Below are 19,130 nucleotides of genomic sequence, written 5' to 3' on the forward strand. Positions count from 1 at the left end.
AGCATTGAGGCAGATGATGCTCCTTATCTCGCTATCGATGTAACACAAGTATATTATGTTACATTGCTAGTGCTGCCTTTTTGAGGAGGAATGATATGCTTCAAAATTCAATTATAGATGACGAAATCATATTTCAATATCCTTGTAACACTCGACTAGAAATAACAAATTATCTATTAACCTTAATTCATCAGCATGATGTAGATACTGCTAAGCACTCTTGTAATGTAGCAAATATAGCTGCTCGCTTTGCCAAAAGACTCAATCTTTCCTCTCAAATGATTAAAGATATATCCTTTGCTGCATTGCTTCATGATATTGGAAAAATAAAAATTCCACGGCAAATTTTAAACAAACCTGAAAAATTAACTAAAAGTGAATTTGAGATTATGCAAAGACATTCTCAATATGGTTTTGTAATTTTAAACCAAATACATCCATTGCAAGACATAGCAGAAGCTGTTTGCTGTCATCATGAAAAATTTGATGGAAATGGTTATCCCAGTGGCAAAGCTGGAGATGAAATACCATTGATTGCACAAATCTTAAGTATTACGGATGTATATGAAGCTCTTACTTCAGACCGAACTTATCGTAAAGCAATGACCCAAAAAGAAGCTTTTCAAGTGATTAATAGCGGCAGGGAAACTCATTTTAATTCAGTATTGGTTAATATGTTCTTATTAGGAGGGGCTAGTGGTGGAGTTCCATGAAAAAGTGGAGTTTCTTATCAAGTTGTTGCAAGAAAATAACAACAATAGCTATGATGAAGAAGTATTCAAGCAATTGGAAAAGCTTTTAGAAGAATATGCACGAAATTATAAACCCCAACGTTATGCAAAAAATGCAAAGTAACCATATTCTTTATATATAGGATAACCTAAACTCTGCAGCTTACTAGATTCATAGGATCTTGTAGGCCTTTTTTTTGTAAACGGCATAGTTGTCTTGCATAACAACTATGATAAAATAATAAGCAGATACATAACCTAATAAGGTAGGCAGGAGGATATAGATGATTACAGCTGGTACATATCAACATTTTAAAGGTAATTTCTATGAGGTGCTTATGATTGCAAAACATAGTGAAACACAAGAAGATTATGTGGTATATCAAGCCCTATACGGAAATAAGGGAATGTGGATACGCCCCTTAGCAATGTTTGACCAAATGGTGGAGTTTGAGGGACGTACAGTGAAGCGATTCACATATATTACCTCTTCTTTACAGGTTGGATGGACAGATTAATTCGATAGTTACCATACACCAAAATGGCATCCAACAAATGGTTGAGATCTTGCTGGTTCGATAAAGCTGTTTTTAGCCAATAGCAGCCTTCGCCGCTAATTCGATAGGATTCTTTAATTTCTTCTTGCGTTGATATAAAATGTTGAAATGTAGGATGATTTGTCGATTTCATAAATACAGTAATAAAAGCCAGCAGGGGCTTGCCAAGCTTTTCTTGGTTCAGTTTATATGGAAATTCAATTAGTAAGGCATGTGACCCTATTAAGTCCAGCAGAGGCTATGCCGCCTATTGTCAATTCAACAAATGAACGACGCAACCCTCTTGTTCCTATCATGAATCCTCAGAATTTTTTGCAGCGGATTGATGCTGTACTATTGACTCATTAAAAATGTCATTGCGAACGCTAGTAAAGCAATCTCCTTCTTGCGAAAAGGTTGTTTCGATATTGTTTGTAATGACATTACTTTTTTGTCGTTTTTTATTACTAGTATTTGCAAAATTCTTCTAAAAGGAATAAAATTTCTATGTAGTGTATAGTAAGTAATTTTCAGATTCACACTATATTAATTGGGTAGGTGTGATATAATTTATTTCTTGGGGGAATTATGGAAACTATTTTTCAATATGTAATTCACTTAATTGGGATATGGGGGTACCCTGCTGTTTTCATTGGTATGGCTTTAGAAAGTGCGAATGTACCCATTCCCAGTGAACTGATCTTTGGTTTTGCTGGTTATCTTGTCTTTTTAGGCAGGATGGATTTCAATATAGCTGTAATAGCAGGTGTGGCAGGTGGACTTGCAGGATCGATTGTATCCTACTTGATCGGCTACTACGGAGGACCACCTTTTATTACAAGGTATGGCAAATATATTTTTGTATCTGAAGCGAAAGTAACCATGGCTCAAAAATGGTTTGACCGCTATGGACTGCTTGCGGTATTGCTGGCTCGTCTGCTGCCAGTGATTCGTACGTTTATTTCTTTACCTGCAGGCTTTGCGAGGGTTCATTTTATTAAATTTATAGTGTATACTATCTTAGGATCTGTACCATGGACCATTGCGCTTATTTATGCAGGAATGATGCTGGGGGCGAATTGGGAAATGATACGCAGTATTGGTCATGAGGCCAGTTTATTTGTAGCTGGTGCTTTGGTTGTGTTAATAATGTATTATATAATCAAAAAACGTAAGAATGCTTGAGGATAAAATCGGAACCGCATCATTAGGATTGTGTAAATAGGCAAGCATTACATTACGAAACGAAGGATAAAAGATGACGGAAGAAAATGAAAAAAACAATAAAAATAAAGGAAGTTCCAATTCTTTTCTAAAAGGCACCTTAATATTAACAATAGGTGGCATTGTTGTAAAAGTGATTGGCTTTTTAAACTGGATCATCCTGTCACGGGTGCTGGGCGGTGAGGGAATTGGACTGTACCAAATGGCTTTTCCCATCTATCTTTTTGCCTTGAGCGTTTCCTCAGCAGGAATTCCTGTAGCGATTTCCATTATTACTGCGGAGAAAAGAGCCTTAAATGATTTTATTGGTGCAAATCGTGTTTTTCGTATTTCGTTAACTGTATTAGTATTAACGGGGCTGTTCTTTAGTTTATTATTGTACTTTGGTGCTGGTTTATTAATTGAATATCGCTTTATTCGAGATCCACGGGCGTATTATTCTTTATTGGCATTAGCACCTGCGGTTTTCTTTGTTACGATTTTATCCAGTTATCGAGGATATCTGCAAGGCTGCCAAATTATGACGCCGACAGCTGTTTCGCAAATTGCAGAGCAATTGGTGAGAGTCATTACCATGCTGATATTTGCCAGCTTATTACTGCCAAAGGGCCTCGAATATGCTGCAGGAGGGGCGAGCCTGGGGGCTGCTCCAGGAGCTGTTGCAGGTCTTCTTGTACTTATTTATTATTATATGAAATTACAGAAAAAAGGTAAAAAGCAAGAAACAGGACAAGTTTCCCAAAGAGCCCAGGAATCGAGTATGAGTATTATAAAGCGACTTGTCAAACTTGCGCTGCCCGTATCCTTGTCGAGTATTATGCTGCCCATTGTTTCCAATTTTGATTTATTTATTGTTCCAGCCAGACTGGAAGTGGCAGGGTATACAGTGGAGCAAGCCACGGAATTATTTGGCTATTTAACAGGGATGGCAGTGCCTTTGCTCAATTTATCAACGATTTTAACGGCTGCTTTAGCAACTAGCTTGGTGCCTGCCATATCAGAATCCTTTTCTTTGGGGAATATCAAACGAGTCTATCAGCAAACAGCTGCTGCCATGCGTGTCTCAAGCTTGGTTACCATTCCTGCTTTTGTTGCATTATGGATATTGGCTGAACCCATCTCTCAAATGGTTTACAATGCACCCCAGGCCAGTCATTCCATTAGCATCTTATCGATTGGGATTGTTCTTTTAGGCATACATCAGATAACAACAGGAGTATTACAAGGGATGGGAAAAACGTCTATCCCAGTGATCAACATGGGACTGGCTGCTGTCTTTAAAGTGATTCTGAATTGGACGCTTACAGCAATCCCCACTCTTGGTATTAAAGGGGCATCTTGGGCAACGGTAGCGGATATTGGAATAGCAGCAGTATTAAACATTTATTTCGTACACCGGCATGTGGGATATGCTCTTGATTTAAGAAGTTTAGTAAAACCAAGTATAGCAGCAGTTACTATGGGCGGTGTAATTTACTTTAGTTATGATGTCATTATGGCAGCAACGGCGCATATTGCCTTTTCTACATTGACAGCAATGGCTTTGGGCGTTGTGGTATATGGCGGAGTATTGTTAGTCATTGGCGGTATCAGTGAGAACGATATGAAGCAAGTTCCTATGATAGGATCGCGCTTAATTCCTCTATTGCGTAAATTTGGAGTACTTAAGGAGTAATGTATGATTAAAAGCATACTTTTTGATTTGGATGGGACATTGCTGCCTTTTCATATGGATGAATTTATGAGCGCCTATTTTACTCATTTGGGCAAAAAGGTTGCTCATGTCATGGAACCGAAACAGTTTATGAAGCAGTTGCTTGCTTCCACTGGAGTAATGATCGCCAATGAGGATGGGAAGCAAACGAATCAGCAAGTTTTTTCTGAGCATTTTTTTGCGACTGTGAATTTGGCTGAAGAAGTTCTGCTGCCTATCATGAATGATTTTTACGAAAATGAATTTTCTTTATTGCAGGAAGTAACCAGAAGGGATGCGGCGGCTCGTGTGGCTGTGAATACTGCTCTTTCTTCAGGTTTGGATGTAGTAGTGGCTACCAATCCTATTTTTCCACTGGTCGCTACGCAGCAGCGGCTAGAGTGGGCTGGATTAGGTGATATTACATTTAAATTGGTTACCACTTACGAGAATTCACATTTTTGTAAGCCTAATACCCAGTATTATGAGGAAATTGTCGGAAAACTTGGCTGTCAGCCTCATGAATGCTTGATGGTCGGTAATGATGTGGAAGAAGATTTAGCAGCAGCTAAGATTGGTATGAAAACCTACCTCGTCACGGACTGCCTTATTAATGCAAAAGGAAGCAATTTTAGAGCCGACTATACAGGAACATTAAAAGAATTAGCAGAAAATCTTGGTGAAATTATCAAAAAAAACTAAGCAAATTTTATAGCGAATGAACCACCTGATAACATATAAAGATTAGGCAGTAGGAGTTAACTTTATTTGCCTAATCTTTTTGATTTCACCCGTGAAAAACAGGGTGCGATTATCCTAAAAGTTTACATAATCATAGAAAGCTTCATACAATATATAGTTTGTAATAAAAGTATTAATACTATATATTGTGTATTAAACCTTTTCTGGATATTATAAATAAAAAAAAGTCAAGTCTTGGTTAAAATTAAAATAGTGATATAATTACTTATGAAGAACAAATTACTCCATTCCAACATGGATATTTTTTTTGCTGATTTTATGTGAAGAATGGTGTATTTTTGCAAAATTACGTTGATTTTTCAAAAAAATGCAAAGTGTGAAGAACGGACAAATTCATTAAAAAATAAGATGCAGGGTGGTAATTATGAGTAATTTTCAAGTTGTGAAACGTGATGGCCGTGAAGTGGAATTTAATGGCGATAAAATTTTTGATGCAATTCAAAAGGCGTATACTGAAAATTTTGATGGCATAGTCAAAAAAGAAAAGATTCAGCTATTAACGGACAAGGTGTTTAATACGATTGCATCTAGATCGAATCAGCGTTTGTCAGTAGAAGAGATACAAGATATTGTAGAAGATGTCTTACTGCAGTCAGAAGAAGTTGCTGTGGCTAAGAAGTATATTGCTTATCGGGCAAAGCGCACCCAAGTGCGAGAAGCCAACATGCGCTTAATGATTGATTATAAAGACATTACCTTTAAAGATGCAGAACAGGTTGACGGAAAAAGAGAGAATGCAAATGTAGACGGCAATACGGCTATGGGAACAATGCTGCAGTATGGAGCAACAGGATCGAAACAATTTGCCATTCACCATATTTTAAAACCTGAACATGCCAAATTTCATCAGTCCGGTTATATTCATATTCATGATATGGATTTTGAAGCCATTGGTACTTTGACTTGTTGTCAAATTGATATTAAAACCTTGTTTCGCAATGGGTTTTCCACGGGACACGGACATTTGCGAGAACCACAAGATATTATGAGCTATGCTGCGTTGGCGGCGATTGCGATTCAGAGTAACCAAAATGATCAGCATGGTGGACAATCCATCCCCAATTTTGATTATGGCTTAGCTGCTGGAGTCGCTAAAACCTTTATAAAATTATACTCGGAGAATATGAAGAAAATATTATTGATTGACTTCATGGACTTAGATGAAGAAAAAATTACGGATATCCTTGCAGCTACCGTACATGAGTATAGCGGTGAGCAGGGCGATTATCCTCGTATTGGTGAAAAGGAATATCAAGCCTATCATGCAAATGAGGCTCTGCGTTTGAAAAAGGCTTTACTGAGTCATGATATTCAGACAGCAGATTCGGATATACAAAAAATTCAGGACTTCACCTACCGTTTTGCGAAAAAGGAAACAGTGAAGAAAACATACCAAGCCATGGAAGGTTTTCTACATAATTTGAATACGATGCATTCCAGAGCAGGAGCACAGGTTCCTTTTAGCAGTATTAACTTTGGTACGGATACTACCCCGGAAGGGCGCCTGGTAGTGGAACAATTCTTATTATCTGTAGAAGCTGGCTTAGGTAATGGAGAAACGGCTATATTCCCGATTAGTATTTTCAAAGTAAAAGAAGGCGTTAATTATAATGCAGAAGATCCTAATTACGATTTATTTAAACTATCCTGCCGTGTTTCTGCGAAACGGTTGTTTCCTAACTTTGTTTTCATTGATGCGCCATTTAATCTGCAATATTACAAACCCGGTCGCCCTGAAACAGAGATTGCTACCATGGGATGCAGAACAAGAGTCATATCCTCTATTTTCCCTGAGTCGGATGGTGTGATATATGGTCGCGGCAATAACTCCTTCACCAGTGTGAATCTTCCTAGAATTGGGATTAAGCATGGTATTGCCCTAGGAGAAAGAACTCAGCCTGACATTGAAGGATTCTATCAAGAGCTGGATTCATTAATTGAACTGGTCATTCAGCAAATACTAGATCGCTATGAAATCCAGAAAAATAAAAAGGTAAAGAATTTCCCATTCTTAATGGGACAGAATATCTGGTTTGACTCTGAAAAGTTAGACTGGGAAGATACTCTGGAAGATGTTATCAAGCATGGCACGTTAACCCTTGGGTTTATTGGCCTTGCGGAAACACTGACAGCACTTTATGGCAAACATCATGGCGAATCAGAAGCTGCTCAAGAAGCTGGTCTTCGAATTATTGGTCATATGAGAAAACGTATGGATGAAGCAGCAGTCAAATATCAACAGAATTTTTCCCTGATTGCTACACCAGCAGAAGGTCTATCAGGACGCTTTGTAAAAATTGATGCAAAAAATTATGGCGAAATTCCAGGCGTAACCGATCGGGATTATTATACCAATGGTTTCCATGTTCCTGTATACTATGCTATTCCAGCAGCCAGAAAGATTGAAATCGAAGCTCCCTATCATGCAATGACCAATGCAGGTCATATTACCTACATTGAGTTAGATGGAGATTTAGTTAAGAATCTGGATGCCTTTGAAATGGTCGTACGTAAGATGAAAGAATGTGGAATTGGCTATGGCTCTATCAATCATCCCGTGGATCGTGATCCTAAATGCGGCTTTACCGGCGTGATTGGTGATCAATGCCCTAAATGTGGACGAGTAGAAGGAGAAGGCGGTATGGGCTTTGAACGCATTCGCCGTATCACTGGCTACTTAGTAGGAACCATGGACAAATGGAACGATGGCAAACGTGCAGAAGAAAAAGACCGCGTAAAACATGGTGTGAGAAACCAGTAGCCTTTGACAAATAATACTAATAGACACGGTGGAAAAGTGTTATAATTAGAGAAATTGTTTAACAGAGGAGACTTTGAAGATATGATTACATTAGTAGCCAATATGCAAGCAAGACCAGGTAAAGAAAAAGAATTGGAAGCTGCTTTACAGGTTCACTTTCCTAAAGTTCAACTTGAAAAAGGTACAGTAGCCTATGTGCTTCATCGATCAACGGAAAAAGTAGGACAATTCTTCTTTTATGAAAAATACCAAGACCAGCAAGCATTAGACTATCATGGGTCTACGCCTTACTTAAAAGAACTATTCAGCAGCATTGCAGACTTGCTTCTCGAAAAACCAGAAGTTAAACTATATGAAGAAGTGGCAGCCATTTCTCGATAAGTAATGTAAGAATAATGAAAAATTCCTGCAAAGTAACTTACTTTGCAGGAATTTTGTCTTTTAATGGGAAATAATGAGGTAATCGGGAAAGTCTCCTAATGCGAACCCTAAGTGCTCATCATTTTTGTGAGAGATTCGCAAGTCAGATAGAAGAAGGGGTTTAACCATTTTTTATAACAAGATTCTCTATTAAAATAAAACTCATTTCAGGGTTCGCAAAATCGTACGATTTGCCCCAGGTATTTATTGCATCTCACAATTGCCAGGTCACGCCTTGCGTAGGCGTGTGGATTGAAACATGGATGACGGACTAACAAAAGCTATAGTAACGTCACGCCTTGCGTAGGCGGGCAGATCAAAAATAAGGTGGAATTTCAGTCAGAGTCCCCGAATTCTTGGGGTTTATCCGAAGCAGTTAGAGGCTGGAAGAAGGAATGGGAACGTATTGTATGGAATGATTAAAGAGGCAAAGGGGAGCTTCGTGAGTACCATTATATTGCCAAGGGAGAAGTCGTAAAAATAAAAATGCATGTATGGGCAAAAGAACAAAAAACTTACAAAGTTGAGGGATCATAATGATATTTGTTAAACATACTCCTAATCATGCAGGAGTGGCTATATATGGTGATTGTTTAGATTTTGAGGAACTTTATGATGCATTGCATGATGTTGTTGGTAAGGAGAATCAATATACTGCCTACCAAGGTGTTCGTATGAGAGTGTTAGGGTTCTGTTATGAGTTGCGCCATGCTTTAATGGGGAATCGGGAATTTGAATTTGTTGACAATGGTATGGATGAGAGTCGGATGAAAGAGTTAGCAATGATTACGCCTAAGAAAAATATATATGTAGGCACTCATGTTTTATGGCCGGAAATATTGTTTATTATTATGTGCCTGAGTGATTTTACTTTGTTACGCCAAAAAAAAATCAAGTATCCAGAGTGGGATGCGAATACTGCCGCGGTCCATAAGTTTCAAGCGGCGGTTGTAGAGTGCCTAAAGCAAGTAGTAACGGAGGTTTCCCATAAACGTATACTGAAGATGATAAGTCATGATTATACATGGTTTTACGGATATACAATACAATATATTGATATTTTAAATGGTAGATTTCTGGCAATGAATAAGGAAAAGCGCTTAAAGAGTGTACCAACCATAGCAAAGAGAATTGCAGAAATAGGCAATGAATATAGAACGGTTAGAGAGGAAGTTTTGGAAGAAGCTCTAAAATATAATTGTCCTGCAGATGAGATTCAATATGACTGGGACTATCCTGAAAATATCCAGTGGTGAGCACGGATGAATAGGAGACGATTCTGTTTAAAAATGATATAATGTTATTTTGATTACGAATGGATAATGATCTGAATCATTCCTATGATATTGACATATGAGATGATCTATTGTCTGAAAACAGGGAGATTGGTGTGGTATGGTAAAAATTCGTTTAGCTTCTCAGATAACAACGGATTCGGTTGTAGATGGAAAAGGATTGAGAACGGTGATCTGGTGTCAAGGCTGTACTCATCATTGCCAGGGATGTCACAATCTTGATACTCAGGATTTGAATGGTGGTTTTGAACAGGAAATTGATGACGTAGTACAGGCTGTTCTAGCCGTAGAACTGCAGTCTGGGGTAACGTTCTCAGGCGGTGAACCAATGCTGCAGCCCGTTGCCTGTACTGCTATTGCTGAGCAATTGAAAAGTAGTGGCGTTAACATTTGGTGTTATACTGGTTTTACTTTTGAAGAATTACTTAATAGACGGGATTGTCTGGAATTTTTGCAATATATTGATGTATTAATTGATGGCAAATTTGAATTAGCATTGAAAAGTTATGATTTGTTATTCAAGGGTTCCGCTAATCAACGCATTATTGACGTGCCTGAGAGCCTAAAAGAGAAAAAAGTGGTATTGTATGAACCATTGCCTTAAGAAAGATATCAGTGCTAAGCAAAAAAAGAAATGATATAACCGCAGAGGCGCAGAGTACGCAGAAGGACATTTTAAATCCTATCTCTGTGTTCTCTGCGCCTCTGCGGTTATAAAATATAGTAGTACTTTTCTGACCGGCAATGAAGAAAAAATAAGTTAATTTTAAATTTCAGAATAATCTTGAAAAAGATAATAGAAGTGTTATAATACAATTGTAAATGTATATACAACATGTCAACATGATGACATTTCAAATTTATGATTAATGATAAAGGTGGTAATCATGAAAAGAGTTGATAAAGATTCGCCGATTCCTTTGTACTATCAGTTGAAAAATATTATTTCCGAAATGATCGAAAATGAAGAACTAGCTGCAGATGAAGTTGTGCCAACAGAAAGAGAGCTGTGTGAATATCACGGAATTAGTCGAATGACTGCGAATAAAGCCATTGCAAGCTTAGTAAATGAAGGATTGCTATATCGGGAACGGGGGAAAGGAACCTTTGTTGTCAAAAACAAAGAAAAACATCCCTTGCATAATTTGTTGGGATTTACGGAAGATATGCAGCGGCGCGGTATGAGTATTCATACGAAAATGATTTCTTTTCAAAGAAAATCTGCAACGAAAAAATTGCAGCATGATCTGCAGTTGGAAGAGCAGGATGAAGTATTTGAAATTACTCGATTACGCTCTGTTAATGATGAACCCTATGCCATTGAGACGGCTTATTTACCAACAGCACTTTGCGAGGGATTAACGGCTGAGGCGTTAGAGAATAATTCCTTGTATACCATTTTAGAAAAGCAGTTCGGTTTGCAGATTGAATATGCAAATCAGACCATCGAGCCTGTATTAGTAAATGATTATGAGAGTCAAATGCTGCAGGTGAAGCAAAAAACCTTAGCACTTATGTTTTCACGATTAACCTATACAAAAAAGAATATTCCCTTTGAGGTAACAAAGTCCATTTATCGCAGTGACCGTTATAAATTTGAAATAACATTAAAGCGTTAATCGGTACTACTTGCTATGTGTATATGAGACAAATTTCAAAGTGACGTATGAATAGCACTAAATCGGCATTCTTTATTCTTTAGAAAGTACTATCAAGTTTTCTTTTTTGCCAGGTCATTTTGTAGTTTGTAATGTATAAATAAAGAATAGGGGGTTCATAGTTGTGGGTAATTGGTTTGGGAAACTGCAAAAGATTGGTAAAGCGCTGATGCTGCCAGTGGCAGTACTACCAGCAGCGGCTTTGTTGCTGCGTTTTGGTGCTCCGGATGTTCTTGATATTCCTTTTGTTATGAAAGCAGGAGGGGCTATTTTTGACAATTTGGCATTATTGTTTGCTATGGGTATTGCCATTGGTCTATCTCATGATAATGGAGGCGCATCCGGTTTATCAGGTGCCATCGGTTATCTAGTACTCACCAATGGTCTAAAGACCATTAATCCGGATTTGAATATGAGTGTGCTCGGGGGTATTCTAAGCGGCTTGGTAGCGGGCTATTTGTATAATCGATTTTATAATATTAAGCTTCCTGATTTCTTAGGTTTCTTTGCAGGGAGGCGTTTTGTTCCCATCGTGACGGCAGCTGCAGGAATAGTTATGGCAGGAATTTTTGGCGTGATTTGGGCACCCATTCAAAGTATCATCCATAGCATGGGTGAATGGATTATTGGTGCAGGATCCCTAGGATTATTTGTTTATGGGATATTCAATCGTCTACTCATTCCTTTTGGGCTTCACCACATTTTGAATAGTTTTGTTTGGTTTGTCTTTGGGAATTACACGGATGCCACCGGCAAGGTGGTAACGGGCGATTTAAATCGTTTCTTTGCGGGAGATCCTACAGCAGGCGGCTTTATGGCTGGTTTTTATCTAATCTTTATGTTTGCTCTGCCAGCAGCAGCATTGGCTATTTATACATGTGCGAAGCCTGAGAATCGCAGTAAAATCGGTGGTGCCTTATTATCACTAGGATTTACGGCGTTCTTGACTGGTATAACGGAGCCTATTGAATTCATGTTTATGTTTTTGGCTCCGATGCTGTATTTCTTACATGCCATTATGACTGGCTTGGCGATGGCTTTAGTAAGTTCTATGGGGATTCTACATGGGTTTGGTTTTTCTGCCGGCTTGATTGATTTACTGCTGAATTGGGGTTTGGCGACGAAACCTGCTATGCTGATTCCCCTTGGTCTGGGGTTTGCTGCTTTATATTATGTGGTATTTGTGTGGGCTATCAAACAATTTAACATCCCTACGCCTGGTCGTTTTGATGATGAAGCAGAGAATACAAAGTTAGACAATGTTGATAGCAGCGCCTTCTCCCTGAATCTTATGGAAAAGTTGGGAGGCGTAGAAAATATCGAGGTTGTCGATTCTTGCATTACTCGCCTGCGGTTAACTTTGAAAAATGCTGCTCTGTTAGATGAAAGTGAGATTAAAGCTTTAGGAGCAGCGGGTGTGATTAAAAGTGGTAATAGTGTTCAAATCATTGTAGGTACAAAGGCAGAAATGATTGCTGACGAAATGAAAAAGCTCTTAGTAGAAAAACGAAATCACGTTACAAAAGATATACGTAATACTTCAACACCGAATTCCTAAAAAGAGGTATATGGAATTGAAGGTTGGAGTTGATGCGTGCATATCTTCAAGGTTCAATTCCTTTTTTCAATGGAAAGTGAAGGGAATAAATAGGGCTAGGATTCATTGGAGTGTTATTCCCTTTGAATCAAGTCTCTTTTCAGGAGGACCATATGGAGCAATGGAATCAAGATACCATAGAGATTGATGAGGTTTCTACCATTGAAATGGTAACTATGTTTAATCGGGAAGATGAGAAGGTAGCTGCTGCCGTAGGCAAATGCACTGAGATAATTAGTTCAGCCATCGACCTTATTGTGGAACGTATGGTAAAGGGCGGACGACTGTTTTATATTGGCAGTGGTTCAGGGGGAAAACTGGGACTGCTGGATGCAACCGAATGTCCGCCAACCTTTGGTACGGATGATAATACAGTGATTGGACTGATTTCAGGAGGAGAAGAAGCGCTCTCTGGCTGGCGGGAAGATACAGAAGATGATGAAGAATTGGCAATCAAAGATCTTAAGGCAAAAGGTTTTGGAGGCCACGATGTACTAGTAGGGATTAGCGCCAGTGGCAATACTCCTTATGTAATATCGGCGGTTTCTTATGCTAAAGACATGGGAATTAAGACAATTGGAATCTGCTGTTCCTTATCTGGAAAGCTGGAAAGCATCGCTGATGTGTGTGTGGTGGTGGATGTAGGGCCGGAAGTCATCATGGGTTCTACCCGCTTAAAGGCGGGGACAGCGCAGAAGATGGTATTAAATATGTTATCCTCTTGCGCTATGATAAAACTAGGGAAAACCTATCACAATTTAATGGTGGATGTAAGGCCGATTAATCGTAAGTTAAAACAGAGAGTCCTGGATATCATCACTCTTGCTACCGGAAAAGGAGAAGCCTTTGCCCAGCAGGCCTTAACAAAGGCGAAAGGCAATGCAAAAATTGCCATTCTCATGCTGAAATTGAATATCAACGCTACAATCGCTAATGCACTCCTTAAGAAACATAATGGATATTTGAAAAAAGCAATAAAGGATGGAGCATGATGAAAGCAATTGTGAATTCAAGAATTATTACATTGCAGGGAATCCTATTTAACCATGCAGTTCTTTTTGAGGATCGAATTAGAGGAATTGTAGCAGAAACCCAGTTGGGCAAGTTTACGATCTCTGAGCAGTTTGATGGGCAGGGGCAATACGTATCTCCTGGATTTATTGATATCCATGTGCATGGCTGCAATGGGTTTGATACGATGGATGAGGATAAAAGAGCTTTAGCCGTCATTAGTGAAGGTCTTTTACAAACAGGTGTCACTTCTTTTATGCCAACAACCATGACCATGTCCATGACGAGGCTTGAACAGTCCATCGAGCATATTCGGCAGGCTATGAAAAAGAGCAGCGGTGCCCAGGTGCTGGGGTGTCATTTGGAGGGACCTTTTATTCATGAGGAGTATAAAGGCGCTCAGGATAAGCAGTATATCATTGCTCCTGATATAAAGAAGATTGAATCCTATTTGGATTGTATTAAGATAATTACTATTGCTCCTGAAATAGCAGACAGTAAGGACTTTATTCAAGCTTGTGTGCAGAAAGGGATTGTGGTATCCATTGGGCATAGCAGTGCTACCTATGAACAAGGGATGGAGGCGATTGGATCTGGAGTTTCTCATATGACTCATACCTTTAATGCATTGCCGCCCTTACATCATCGTTTTCCTGGTGCCATTGGAGCAGCTATGGATAGTGATATTACCTGTGAACTGATCGCTGATAATTTGCATGTCCACCCCGCGATGCAGCGGATACTGCTAAAAGTAAAAGGTCTGGGGAAGATGATTCTGATTACTGACGGGATGCGGGCCAGCCTCTTAGGTGATGGAGAATATGATTTAGGCGGACAGAATGTAATTGTGAAAGACGGGGAAGCCCGATTGACTGATGGAGTGATTGCGGGTAGTATCTTGACTCTTAATAAGGCAGTGCGTAACTTCATGGAGAATACAGGTCTGGGCTTAGCAGAGGCGATTCAACTGGTCACACTTAATCCTGCCAGGCAAATCAGGGTGGATCACGATAAGGGAAGCCTAGAGGTTGGTAAGCATGCTGATATGATCTTATTTCATGATAATCTGGAGATTTCTGCTGCTTTTGTAAAAGGAAACTTATTATTCAGGAGGTAAACCAGTGCGTATCGTAATTGCTAAAGATTATGAAGATATGAGTGCGCGAGCGGCAAGGATTGTGGCTGGTCAAATTTATTTAAAGCCCAATACTGTATTAGGAATGGCCACCGGCAGCACTCCCCTTTTAATGTATAAAGAGTTAATTAAAGTGCACAAAGAAGTCGGTCTGGATTTTTCTGAAGTTATAACCTTTAACTTGGATGAATATTTAGGATTACCAAAAGAAGATGAGCAAAGCTATTATTACTATATGTTTCATCATTTTTTTAATCACATTAATATAAAAAAGCAAAATATCTATATTCCCGATGGTATGGCACAAGATGTAGAAGAGGAATGCAGAGAATACGATAGGAGTATTCAAAACATGGGAGGTATTGATTTACAAATATTAGGAATTGGCAACAATGGGCATATTGGTTTTAATGAACCGGATATTAAGTTTGAGGCTACTACCCATAGAGTTAAATTAGATGATGAGACGATTGAGGTCAATGCCCGATTTTTTGCAACGATTGAAGAGGTACCGCGTTTTGCCATTAGCATGGGGATTAAGACTATTATGCACGCGAAAAAGCTTGTACTCTTAGCTAGCGGTGAAAATAAAGCAGAGGTGCTTTACCACGCACTGTTTGGAGGGATCACTCCTGAAATACCAGCTTCAATTTTGCAGCTTCATCAAGATGTGACTGTAATTGTAGAAGAAAGCGCGGCTCATTTAGTCAAGCATAAATATCAGAATCATAGAATATAAATAGGAAGGTAGAAGTATGTTTCAGTTATTTCAGCGAAAAAAGGAACAGTTAATTCTCTTTGCTCCTGTTAAGGGGAAGGTTGTGGATATAACCAATGTTCCTGATGTTGTTTTTTCTAAGAAGATGCTAGGAGATGGTCTGGGGATTGAACCTGATGAAAATGTGATTACAGCACCTTGTGATGGTACAATCATTCTGGTAGCAAAAACCCTGCATGCAGTCGCTATAGAAGCCCAAGGAGTCGAGATATTAATTCATATCGGCATTGATACTGTAATGTTAGATGGGCGGGGATTTACCCCTCATGTGAATATGGGAGATATAGTAAAGCAAGGTGATGCGCTAATTACTTTTGATAAGGACTATATTCTTCAGCAAGGTAAATCTGTAATGACACCCATTGTACTTACCAATATGGAAAAGAGCGTGAACCGTATAGAAAAAAGATTTAATAGCAGCGATGGAACAATTATGGGGATAGAAGTAAGAAAGTAAGTAATAATAAGATAAATAGTGTTAAACATCCTCCTATCAATTAGGAGGATGTTTAACACTGTTTATAGACATTATGAAAAAAGATGTACATAATTTTAGACAACTATGTATACATATATGGACGGGTTCTTCCTAATAAACTGTCTATTGCAATAGTAGAAATATTAAGAATTAGCAAGAAAAATGCAAAAAGATGTTATAGGTAGGAGGTTTTAAGAAGAATGCTGCAGACACTGTTTTTTTGCTCTGAAGATTGGCATAATAATTGCATAAGTATTAGTTAAAGATAGCTTGGTAAGGAGAGTCGATAATATGGCCAAGGTGATAAGTGCATTAGAAGCTGCAAAGCTTGTAAAAAGCGGTGATACAGTTGGTGTTAGTGGATTTGTTGGCAATGGACATCCAGAAGCATTAAGTGCTGCCATGGAGAAACGTTTTTTAGAAGAAGCTGGACCTCGTGATTTAACTCTATTTTACTGTGCTGGTCAGGGAGATGGTAAAGAGCTTGGTCTCAACCATTTCGGTAATGAAGGTATGGTAAAAAGAGCTGTTGGCGGTCATTGGAACCTAGCTCCAAAGTTAGGTAAGCTGGCTGTAGAAAATAAAATTGAAGCTTATAATTTTCCTCAAGGTACGTTAGCTCATCTAGCCCGCAATATTGCAGGCAGAAAACCTGGCGTAATGACAAAAGTTGGTTTGCACACCTTTGTAGATCCACGAGTAGAAGGCGGAAAAATTAATGACGTTACCAAAGAAGATTTAGTTGAAGTCATCGAACTGGGCGGCGAAGAATGGTTATGGTATAAGCCTTTTCCGATCCATGTAGCCTTGCTAAGAGGTACGAGTGCTGATGAAAGAGGCAATATTACCATTGAGCATGAAGCTGTTTCCTTGGAAATTTTATCTTTAGCCCAAGCTGCTAAAGCATCAGGCGGTATTGTTATTGTACAAGTAGAACGACTGGTAGCTAATGGCAGTTTGCCTCCGATGAATGTAAAAATTCCTGGTATTGTTGTGGATTATATTGTAGTAGTGGAAGATATGAAACAGCATATGCAAACCTTTGCTGAGCAGTACAATCCTGCTTATTCAGGTGAAATTGCAGTGCCTCTGTCAGCTCTAACTCCGATGCCCCTTGATGAGCGCAAAGTAATCGCCCGCCGGGCGGTAATGGAATTGATTGCTGATTCTAAGGTGAATCTTGGAATTGGAGTTCCAGAAGGAGTGGCTTTAGTAGCGAATGAAGAAGGGATCGGCAATAAAATGACCTTAACCGTTGAGGCTGGTCCTATTGGCGGTGTACCTGCCGGTGGATTAAGTTTTGGTGCAGCAACTAATGCCGAGGCTATTTTAGATCAGCCTTACCAATTTGATTTTTATGATGGCGGCGGCTTAGATTTAGCATATTTGGGACTGGCAGAAACTGATAAATATGGTAATATTAATGTAAGTAAGTTCAAAGGCCGTGTAGCTGGTTGTGGTGGTTTTATCAACATCACCCAAAATGCAAAGCAAGTGATTTTTTGCGGTACCTTTATGGCTGGCGGCTTAAAAGTAACGGTAACCGATGGAAAATTAACGATTGTCAATGAGGGAAGAGCGAAGAAATTCATTGATCATGTAGAACAAATTACATTTAGCGGCAAATATGCTCAGGAAACAAACCAAACGGTTATGTATATTACAGAGCGGGCAGTTTTTGAATTAGCGAGTGAAGGCATGGTGTTGACAGAAATTGCACCTGGCGTCGATTTAGAAAAAGATATTTTGGCATTAATGGATTTTAAGCCGATCATTTCGCCAAATCTGAAACTAATGGATGTACGTATTTTTCATAATGAATTGATGGGTTTAAAATAATTTTTCAAAGAGGATGGTGTCTGTAATGAGAGAAGTAGTAATTGTAAGTGCAGTAAGAACGGCTGTTGGCAGTTTTAATGGAGCTTTATCTCCTTTTTCCGCTGTAGAATTAGGTAGTATGGTAATCAAAGAGGCTATTGCAAGAGCTGGCGTAGAAAAAGAAAGTATTGATGAAGTTATTTTTGGTAATGTATTGCAAGCAGGCTTAGGACAAAATCCAGCTCGCCAAGCTGCGGTAAAAGCTGGTGTTCCTATGGAAGTGCCTTCTTATACAGTTAATAAAGTATGTGGTTCTGGTTTAAAAACAGTAAACTTAGCAGCACAGGCGATTATGTCTGGTGACGCTGAGATTGTGGTTGCTGGTGGCATGGAAAGTATGACAAATGCACCTTACGTACTTGATAGTAAAGTACGTCAAGGTTTACGCATGGGACATTCAGAAGTAAAAGATGTTATGATTCAAGATGGCTTGTGGTGCGCATTCAATGATTATCATATGGGTATCACAGCTGAGAATGTTGCAGAACAATTTGGAATTTCTCGTGAAGAACAAGATCAGCTTGCTTTTTCCTCTCAGAAAAAAGCAATAGCAGCAATTGAAAGTGGAGCATTTAAGAAAGAAATATTGCCAGTTACGATTAAAGGCAGAAAAGGTGATACTATTTTTGCTACGGATGAATATCCTAAGAGTGATGCAATGCTTGAAAAATTACAAGCACTACGTACTGCCTTTAAAAAAGATGGTACGGTTACTGCAGGTAACGCTTCTGGTATTAATGACGGAGCAGCTGCCCTTGTATTAATGTCTGCTGACAAAGCAAAAGAACTAGGAATCAAACCTATGGCGCGCATCCGCGGTTTTGCTGCAGCAGGGGTTGATCCTAGTATCATGGGAATTGGTCCGGTGGCAGCGGCACGCAAAGCATTGGCCAAAGCTGGCTTGTCTGTTGCTGACCTTGATCTGATTGAAGCGAATGAAGCTTTTGCTTCTCAATTTTTGGCAGTAGGTAAAGAGCTTGTGTTTGATCAGGATAAAGTAAATGTAAATGGTGGCGCTATTGCTATCGGTCATCCCATTGGTGCAAGCGGAGCTCGTATTTTAGTGACTCTGCTTCATGCAATGGAGGCAAGAAATGCTAAGGTAGGTTTAGCAACGTTATGTATCGGCGGCGGACAAGGCGTAGCAACGATTGTTGAACGCGTCTAAGATGG

Annotated in this window: 20 protein-coding genes; 19 read left to right on the forward strand and 1 reads right to left on the reverse strand. The window is 39.1% G+C overall.

Translation table 11 applies throughout. The features are described 5' to 3' along the window. Positions 1-95 precede the first annotated feature (95 nt). From LMF89_RS12425 to LMF89_RS12435, 3 genes are all read left to right on the forward strand, one after another. Positions 96-713: an HD-GYP domain-containing protein gene (locus LMF89_RS12425; RefSeq protein WP_229535357.1), complete on the forward strand. Its 618-nt coding sequence runs from the start codon at positions 96-98 to the stop codon at positions 711-713. Further along, positions 700-855, forward strand: coding sequence for a hypothetical protein (locus tag LMF89_RS12430; protein WP_229535358.1), 156 nt, complete (start codon positions 700-702; stop codon positions 853-855). Before LMF89_RS12425 ends, LMF89_RS12430 begins: the two co-directional genes overlap by 14 nt. A 160-nt stretch (positions 856-1,015) precedes the next feature. Continuing rightward, complete coding sequence (locus tag LMF89_RS12435) at positions 1,016-1,249, forward strand: DUF1653 domain-containing protein (RefSeq protein ID WP_229535359.1); 234 nt, start codon at positions 1,016-1,018, stop codon at positions 1,247-1,249. On the opposite strand, the gene LMF89_RS12440 is transcribed toward LMF89_RS12435, so the two are convergent. After that, on the reverse strand, positions 1,215-1,421 hold the full coding sequence (locus LMF89_RS12440) for an Lrp/AsnC ligand binding domain-containing protein (protein ID WP_229535360.1): 207 nt from the start codon (positions 1,419-1,421) through the stop codon (positions 1,215-1,217). The two genes, LMF89_RS12435 and LMF89_RS12440, sit on opposite strands and share 35 nt — an antisense overlap. A 56-nt stretch (positions 1,422-1,477) precedes the next feature. On the opposite strand from LMF89_RS12440, the gene LMF89_RS12445 reads away from it, so the two are divergent. The 16 genes from LMF89_RS12445 to LMF89_RS12520 all read left to right on the forward strand — a co-directional run bounded on the left by LMF89_RS12445 (position 1,478) and on the right by LMF89_RS12520 (position 19,125). Further along, positions 1,478-1,636, forward strand: a complete 159-nt coding sequence (locus LMF89_RS12445) for a hypothetical protein (protein WP_229535361.1) — start codon at positions 1,478-1,480, stop codon at positions 1,634-1,636. A gap of 219 nt (positions 1,637-1,855) precedes the next feature. Beyond that, complete coding sequence (locus LMF89_RS12450) at positions 1,856-2,452, forward strand: DedA family protein (RefSeq protein WP_229535362.1); 597 nt, start codon at positions 1,856-1,858, stop codon at positions 2,450-2,452. 73 nt (positions 2,453-2,525) lie between these two features. Beyond that, positions 2,526-4,166, forward strand: a complete 1,641-nt coding sequence (locus tag LMF89_RS12455; RefSeq protein ID WP_229535363.1) for a putative polysaccharide biosynthesis protein — start codon at positions 2,526-2,528, stop codon at positions 4,164-4,166. A 3-nt stretch (positions 4,167-4,169) separates the two neighbouring features. Then, a complete protein-coding gene (locus LMF89_RS12460) occupies positions 4,170-4,886 on the forward strand; it encodes an HAD family hydrolase (protein WP_229535364.1) in 717 nt (238 codons plus the stop codon). 424 nt (positions 4,887-5,310) lie between these two features. Next, entirely contained in the window at positions 5,311-7,707 is a 2,397-nt protein-coding gene (locus LMF89_RS12465) for an anaerobic ribonucleoside triphosphate reductase (protein WP_229535365.1), read from the forward strand. An 81-nt stretch (positions 7,708-7,788) separates the two neighbouring features. Further along, positions 7,789-8,088, forward strand: a complete 300-nt coding sequence (locus tag LMF89_RS12470; RefSeq protein WP_229535366.1) for a putative quinol monooxygenase — start codon at positions 7,789-7,791, stop codon at positions 8,086-8,088. A gap of 575 nt (positions 8,089-8,663) precedes the next feature. Beyond that, complete coding sequence (locus LMF89_RS12475) at positions 8,664-9,383, forward strand: DUF6904 family protein (RefSeq protein ID WP_229535367.1); 720 nt, start codon at positions 8,664-8,666, stop codon at positions 9,381-9,383. 139 nt (positions 9,384-9,522) lie between these two features. Beyond that, positions 9,523-10,026, forward strand: a complete 504-nt coding sequence (gene nrdG / locus LMF89_RS12480; RefSeq protein ID WP_229535368.1) for an anaerobic ribonucleoside-triphosphate reductase activating protein — start codon at positions 9,523-9,525, stop codon at positions 10,024-10,026. Positions 10,027-10,309: 283 nt separating this feature from the next. Then, positions 10,310-11,041, forward strand: a complete 732-nt coding sequence (locus tag LMF89_RS12485) for a GntR family transcriptional regulator (RefSeq protein WP_229535369.1) — start codon at positions 10,310-10,312, stop codon at positions 11,039-11,041. Between the two features lie 163 nt (positions 11,042-11,204). Next, positions 11,205-12,638 carry an N-acetylglucosamine-specific PTS transporter subunit IIBC gene (nagE, locus tag LMF89_RS12490; RefSeq protein ID WP_229535370.1) on the forward strand — a complete coding sequence of 478 codons (1,434 nt, stop codon included), beginning with the start codon at positions 11,205-11,207 and terminating at the stop codon, positions 12,636-12,638. Between the two features lie 152 nt (positions 12,639-12,790). Continuing rightward, positions 12,791-13,669 (forward strand): N-acetylmuramic acid 6-phosphate etherase, encoded by an 879-nt coding sequence (murQ, locus tag LMF89_RS12495; RefSeq protein WP_229535371.1) that lies wholly within the window; start codon positions 12,791-12,793, stop codon positions 13,667-13,669. Continuing rightward, positions 13,666-14,805: an N-acetylglucosamine-6-phosphate deacetylase gene (nagA, locus tag LMF89_RS12500; RefSeq protein ID WP_229535372.1), complete on the forward strand. Its 1,140-nt coding sequence runs from the start codon at positions 13,666-13,668 to the stop codon at positions 14,803-14,805. Before murQ ends, nagA begins: the two co-directional genes overlap by 4 nt. A gap of 4 nt (positions 14,806-14,809) precedes the next feature. Next, positions 14,810-15,562, forward strand: coding sequence for a glucosamine-6-phosphate deaminase (gene nagB, locus LMF89_RS12505; protein ID WP_229535373.1), 753 nt, complete (start codon positions 14,810-14,812; stop codon positions 15,560-15,562). 16 nt (positions 15,563-15,578) lie between these two features. Further along, the gene (locus tag LMF89_RS12510; RefSeq protein ID WP_229535374.1) at positions 15,579-16,058 is read left to right on the forward strand and encodes a PTS sugar transporter subunit IIA; all 480 of its coding nucleotides are present in this window, start codon (positions 15,579-15,581) and stop codon (positions 16,056-16,058) included. 312 nt (positions 16,059-16,370) lie between these two features. Next, on the forward strand, positions 16,371-17,918 hold the full coding sequence (locus tag LMF89_RS12515; RefSeq protein WP_229535375.1) for an acyl CoA:acetate/3-ketoacid CoA transferase: 1,548 nt from the start codon (positions 16,371-16,373) through the stop codon (positions 17,916-17,918). A 25-nt stretch (positions 17,919-17,943) separates the two neighbouring features. After that, on the forward strand, positions 17,944-19,125 hold the full coding sequence (locus tag LMF89_RS12520) for an acetyl-CoA C-acetyltransferase (RefSeq protein ID WP_229535376.1): 1,182 nt from the start codon (positions 17,944-17,946) through the stop codon (positions 19,123-19,125). The last annotated feature ends 5 nt before the right edge of the window (positions 19,126-19,130 follow it).

It is taken from the genome of Pelosinus baikalensis, assembly GCF_020819555.1.
Classification (GTDB): Bacteria; Bacillota; Negativicutes; order DSM-13327; family DSM-13327; genus Pelosinus; species Pelosinus baikalensis.

What these genes read in the sequence shown, in the direction of transcription:
- LMF89_RS12435 (WP_229535359.1), top strand. Translation starts at nt 1,016, where the DNA reads ATGATTACAGCTGGTACATATCAACATTTTAAAGGTAATTTCTATGAG.
- LMF89_RS12485 (WP_229535369.1), top strand. Translation starts at nt 10,310, where the DNA reads ATGAAAAGAGTTGATAAAGATTCGCCGATTCCTTTGTACTATCAGTTG.
- LMF89_RS12520 (WP_229535376.1), top strand. Translation starts at nt 17,944, where the DNA reads ATGAGAGAAGTAGTAATTGTAAGTGCAGTAAGAACGGCTGTTGGCAGT.
- LMF89_RS12470 (WP_229535366.1), top strand. Translation starts at nt 7,789, where the DNA reads ATGATTACATTAGTAGCCAATATGCAAGCAAGACCAGGTAAAGAAAAA.
- LMF89_RS12465 (WP_229535365.1), top strand. Translation starts at nt 5,311, where the DNA reads ATGAGTAATTTTCAAGTTGTGAAACGTGATGGCCGTGAAGTGGAATTT.
- LMF89_RS12425 (WP_229535357.1), top strand. Translation starts at nt 96, where the DNA reads ATGCTTCAAAATTCAATTATAGATGACGAAATCATATTTCAATATCCT.
- LMF89_RS12475 (WP_229535367.1), top strand. Translation starts at nt 8,664, where the DNA reads ATGATATTTGTTAAACATACTCCTAATCATGCAGGAGTGGCTATATAT.
- LMF89_RS12455 (WP_229535363.1), top strand. Translation starts at nt 2,526, where the DNA reads ATGACGGAAGAAAATGAAAAAAACAATAAAAATAAAGGAAGTTCCAAT.
- nagA (WP_229535372.1), top strand. Translation starts at nt 13,666, where the DNA reads ATGATGAAAGCAATTGTGAATTCAAGAATTATTACATTGCAGGGAATC.
- LMF89_RS12460 (WP_229535364.1), top strand. Translation starts at nt 4,170, where the DNA reads ATGATTAAAAGCATACTTTTTGATTTGGATGGGACATTGCTGCCTTTT.
- nrdG (WP_229535368.1), top strand. Translation starts at nt 9,523, where the DNA reads ATGGTAAAAATTCGTTTAGCTTCTCAGATAACAACGGATTCGGTTGTA.
- LMF89_RS12445 (WP_229535361.1), top strand. Translation starts at nt 1,478, where the DNA reads ATGGAAATTCAATTAGTAAGGCATGTGACCCTATTAAGTCCAGCAGAG.
- LMF89_RS12515 (WP_229535375.1), top strand. Translation starts at nt 16,371, where the DNA reads ATGGCCAAGGTGATAAGTGCATTAGAAGCTGCAAAGCTTGTAAAAAGC.
- LMF89_RS12510 (WP_229535374.1), top strand. Translation starts at nt 15,579, where the DNA reads ATGTTTCAGTTATTTCAGCGAAAAAAGGAACAGTTAATTCTCTTTGCT.
- LMF89_RS12450 (WP_229535362.1), top strand. Translation starts at nt 1,856, where the DNA reads ATGGAAACTATTTTTCAATATGTAATTCACTTAATTGGGATATGGGGG.
- LMF89_RS12440 (WP_229535360.1), bottom strand. Translation starts at nt 1,421, where the DNA reads ATGAAATCGACAAATCATCCTACATTTCAACATTTTATATCAACGCAA.
- murQ (WP_229535371.1), top strand. Translation starts at nt 12,791, where the DNA reads ATGGAGCAATGGAATCAAGATACCATAGAGATTGATGAGGTTTCTACC.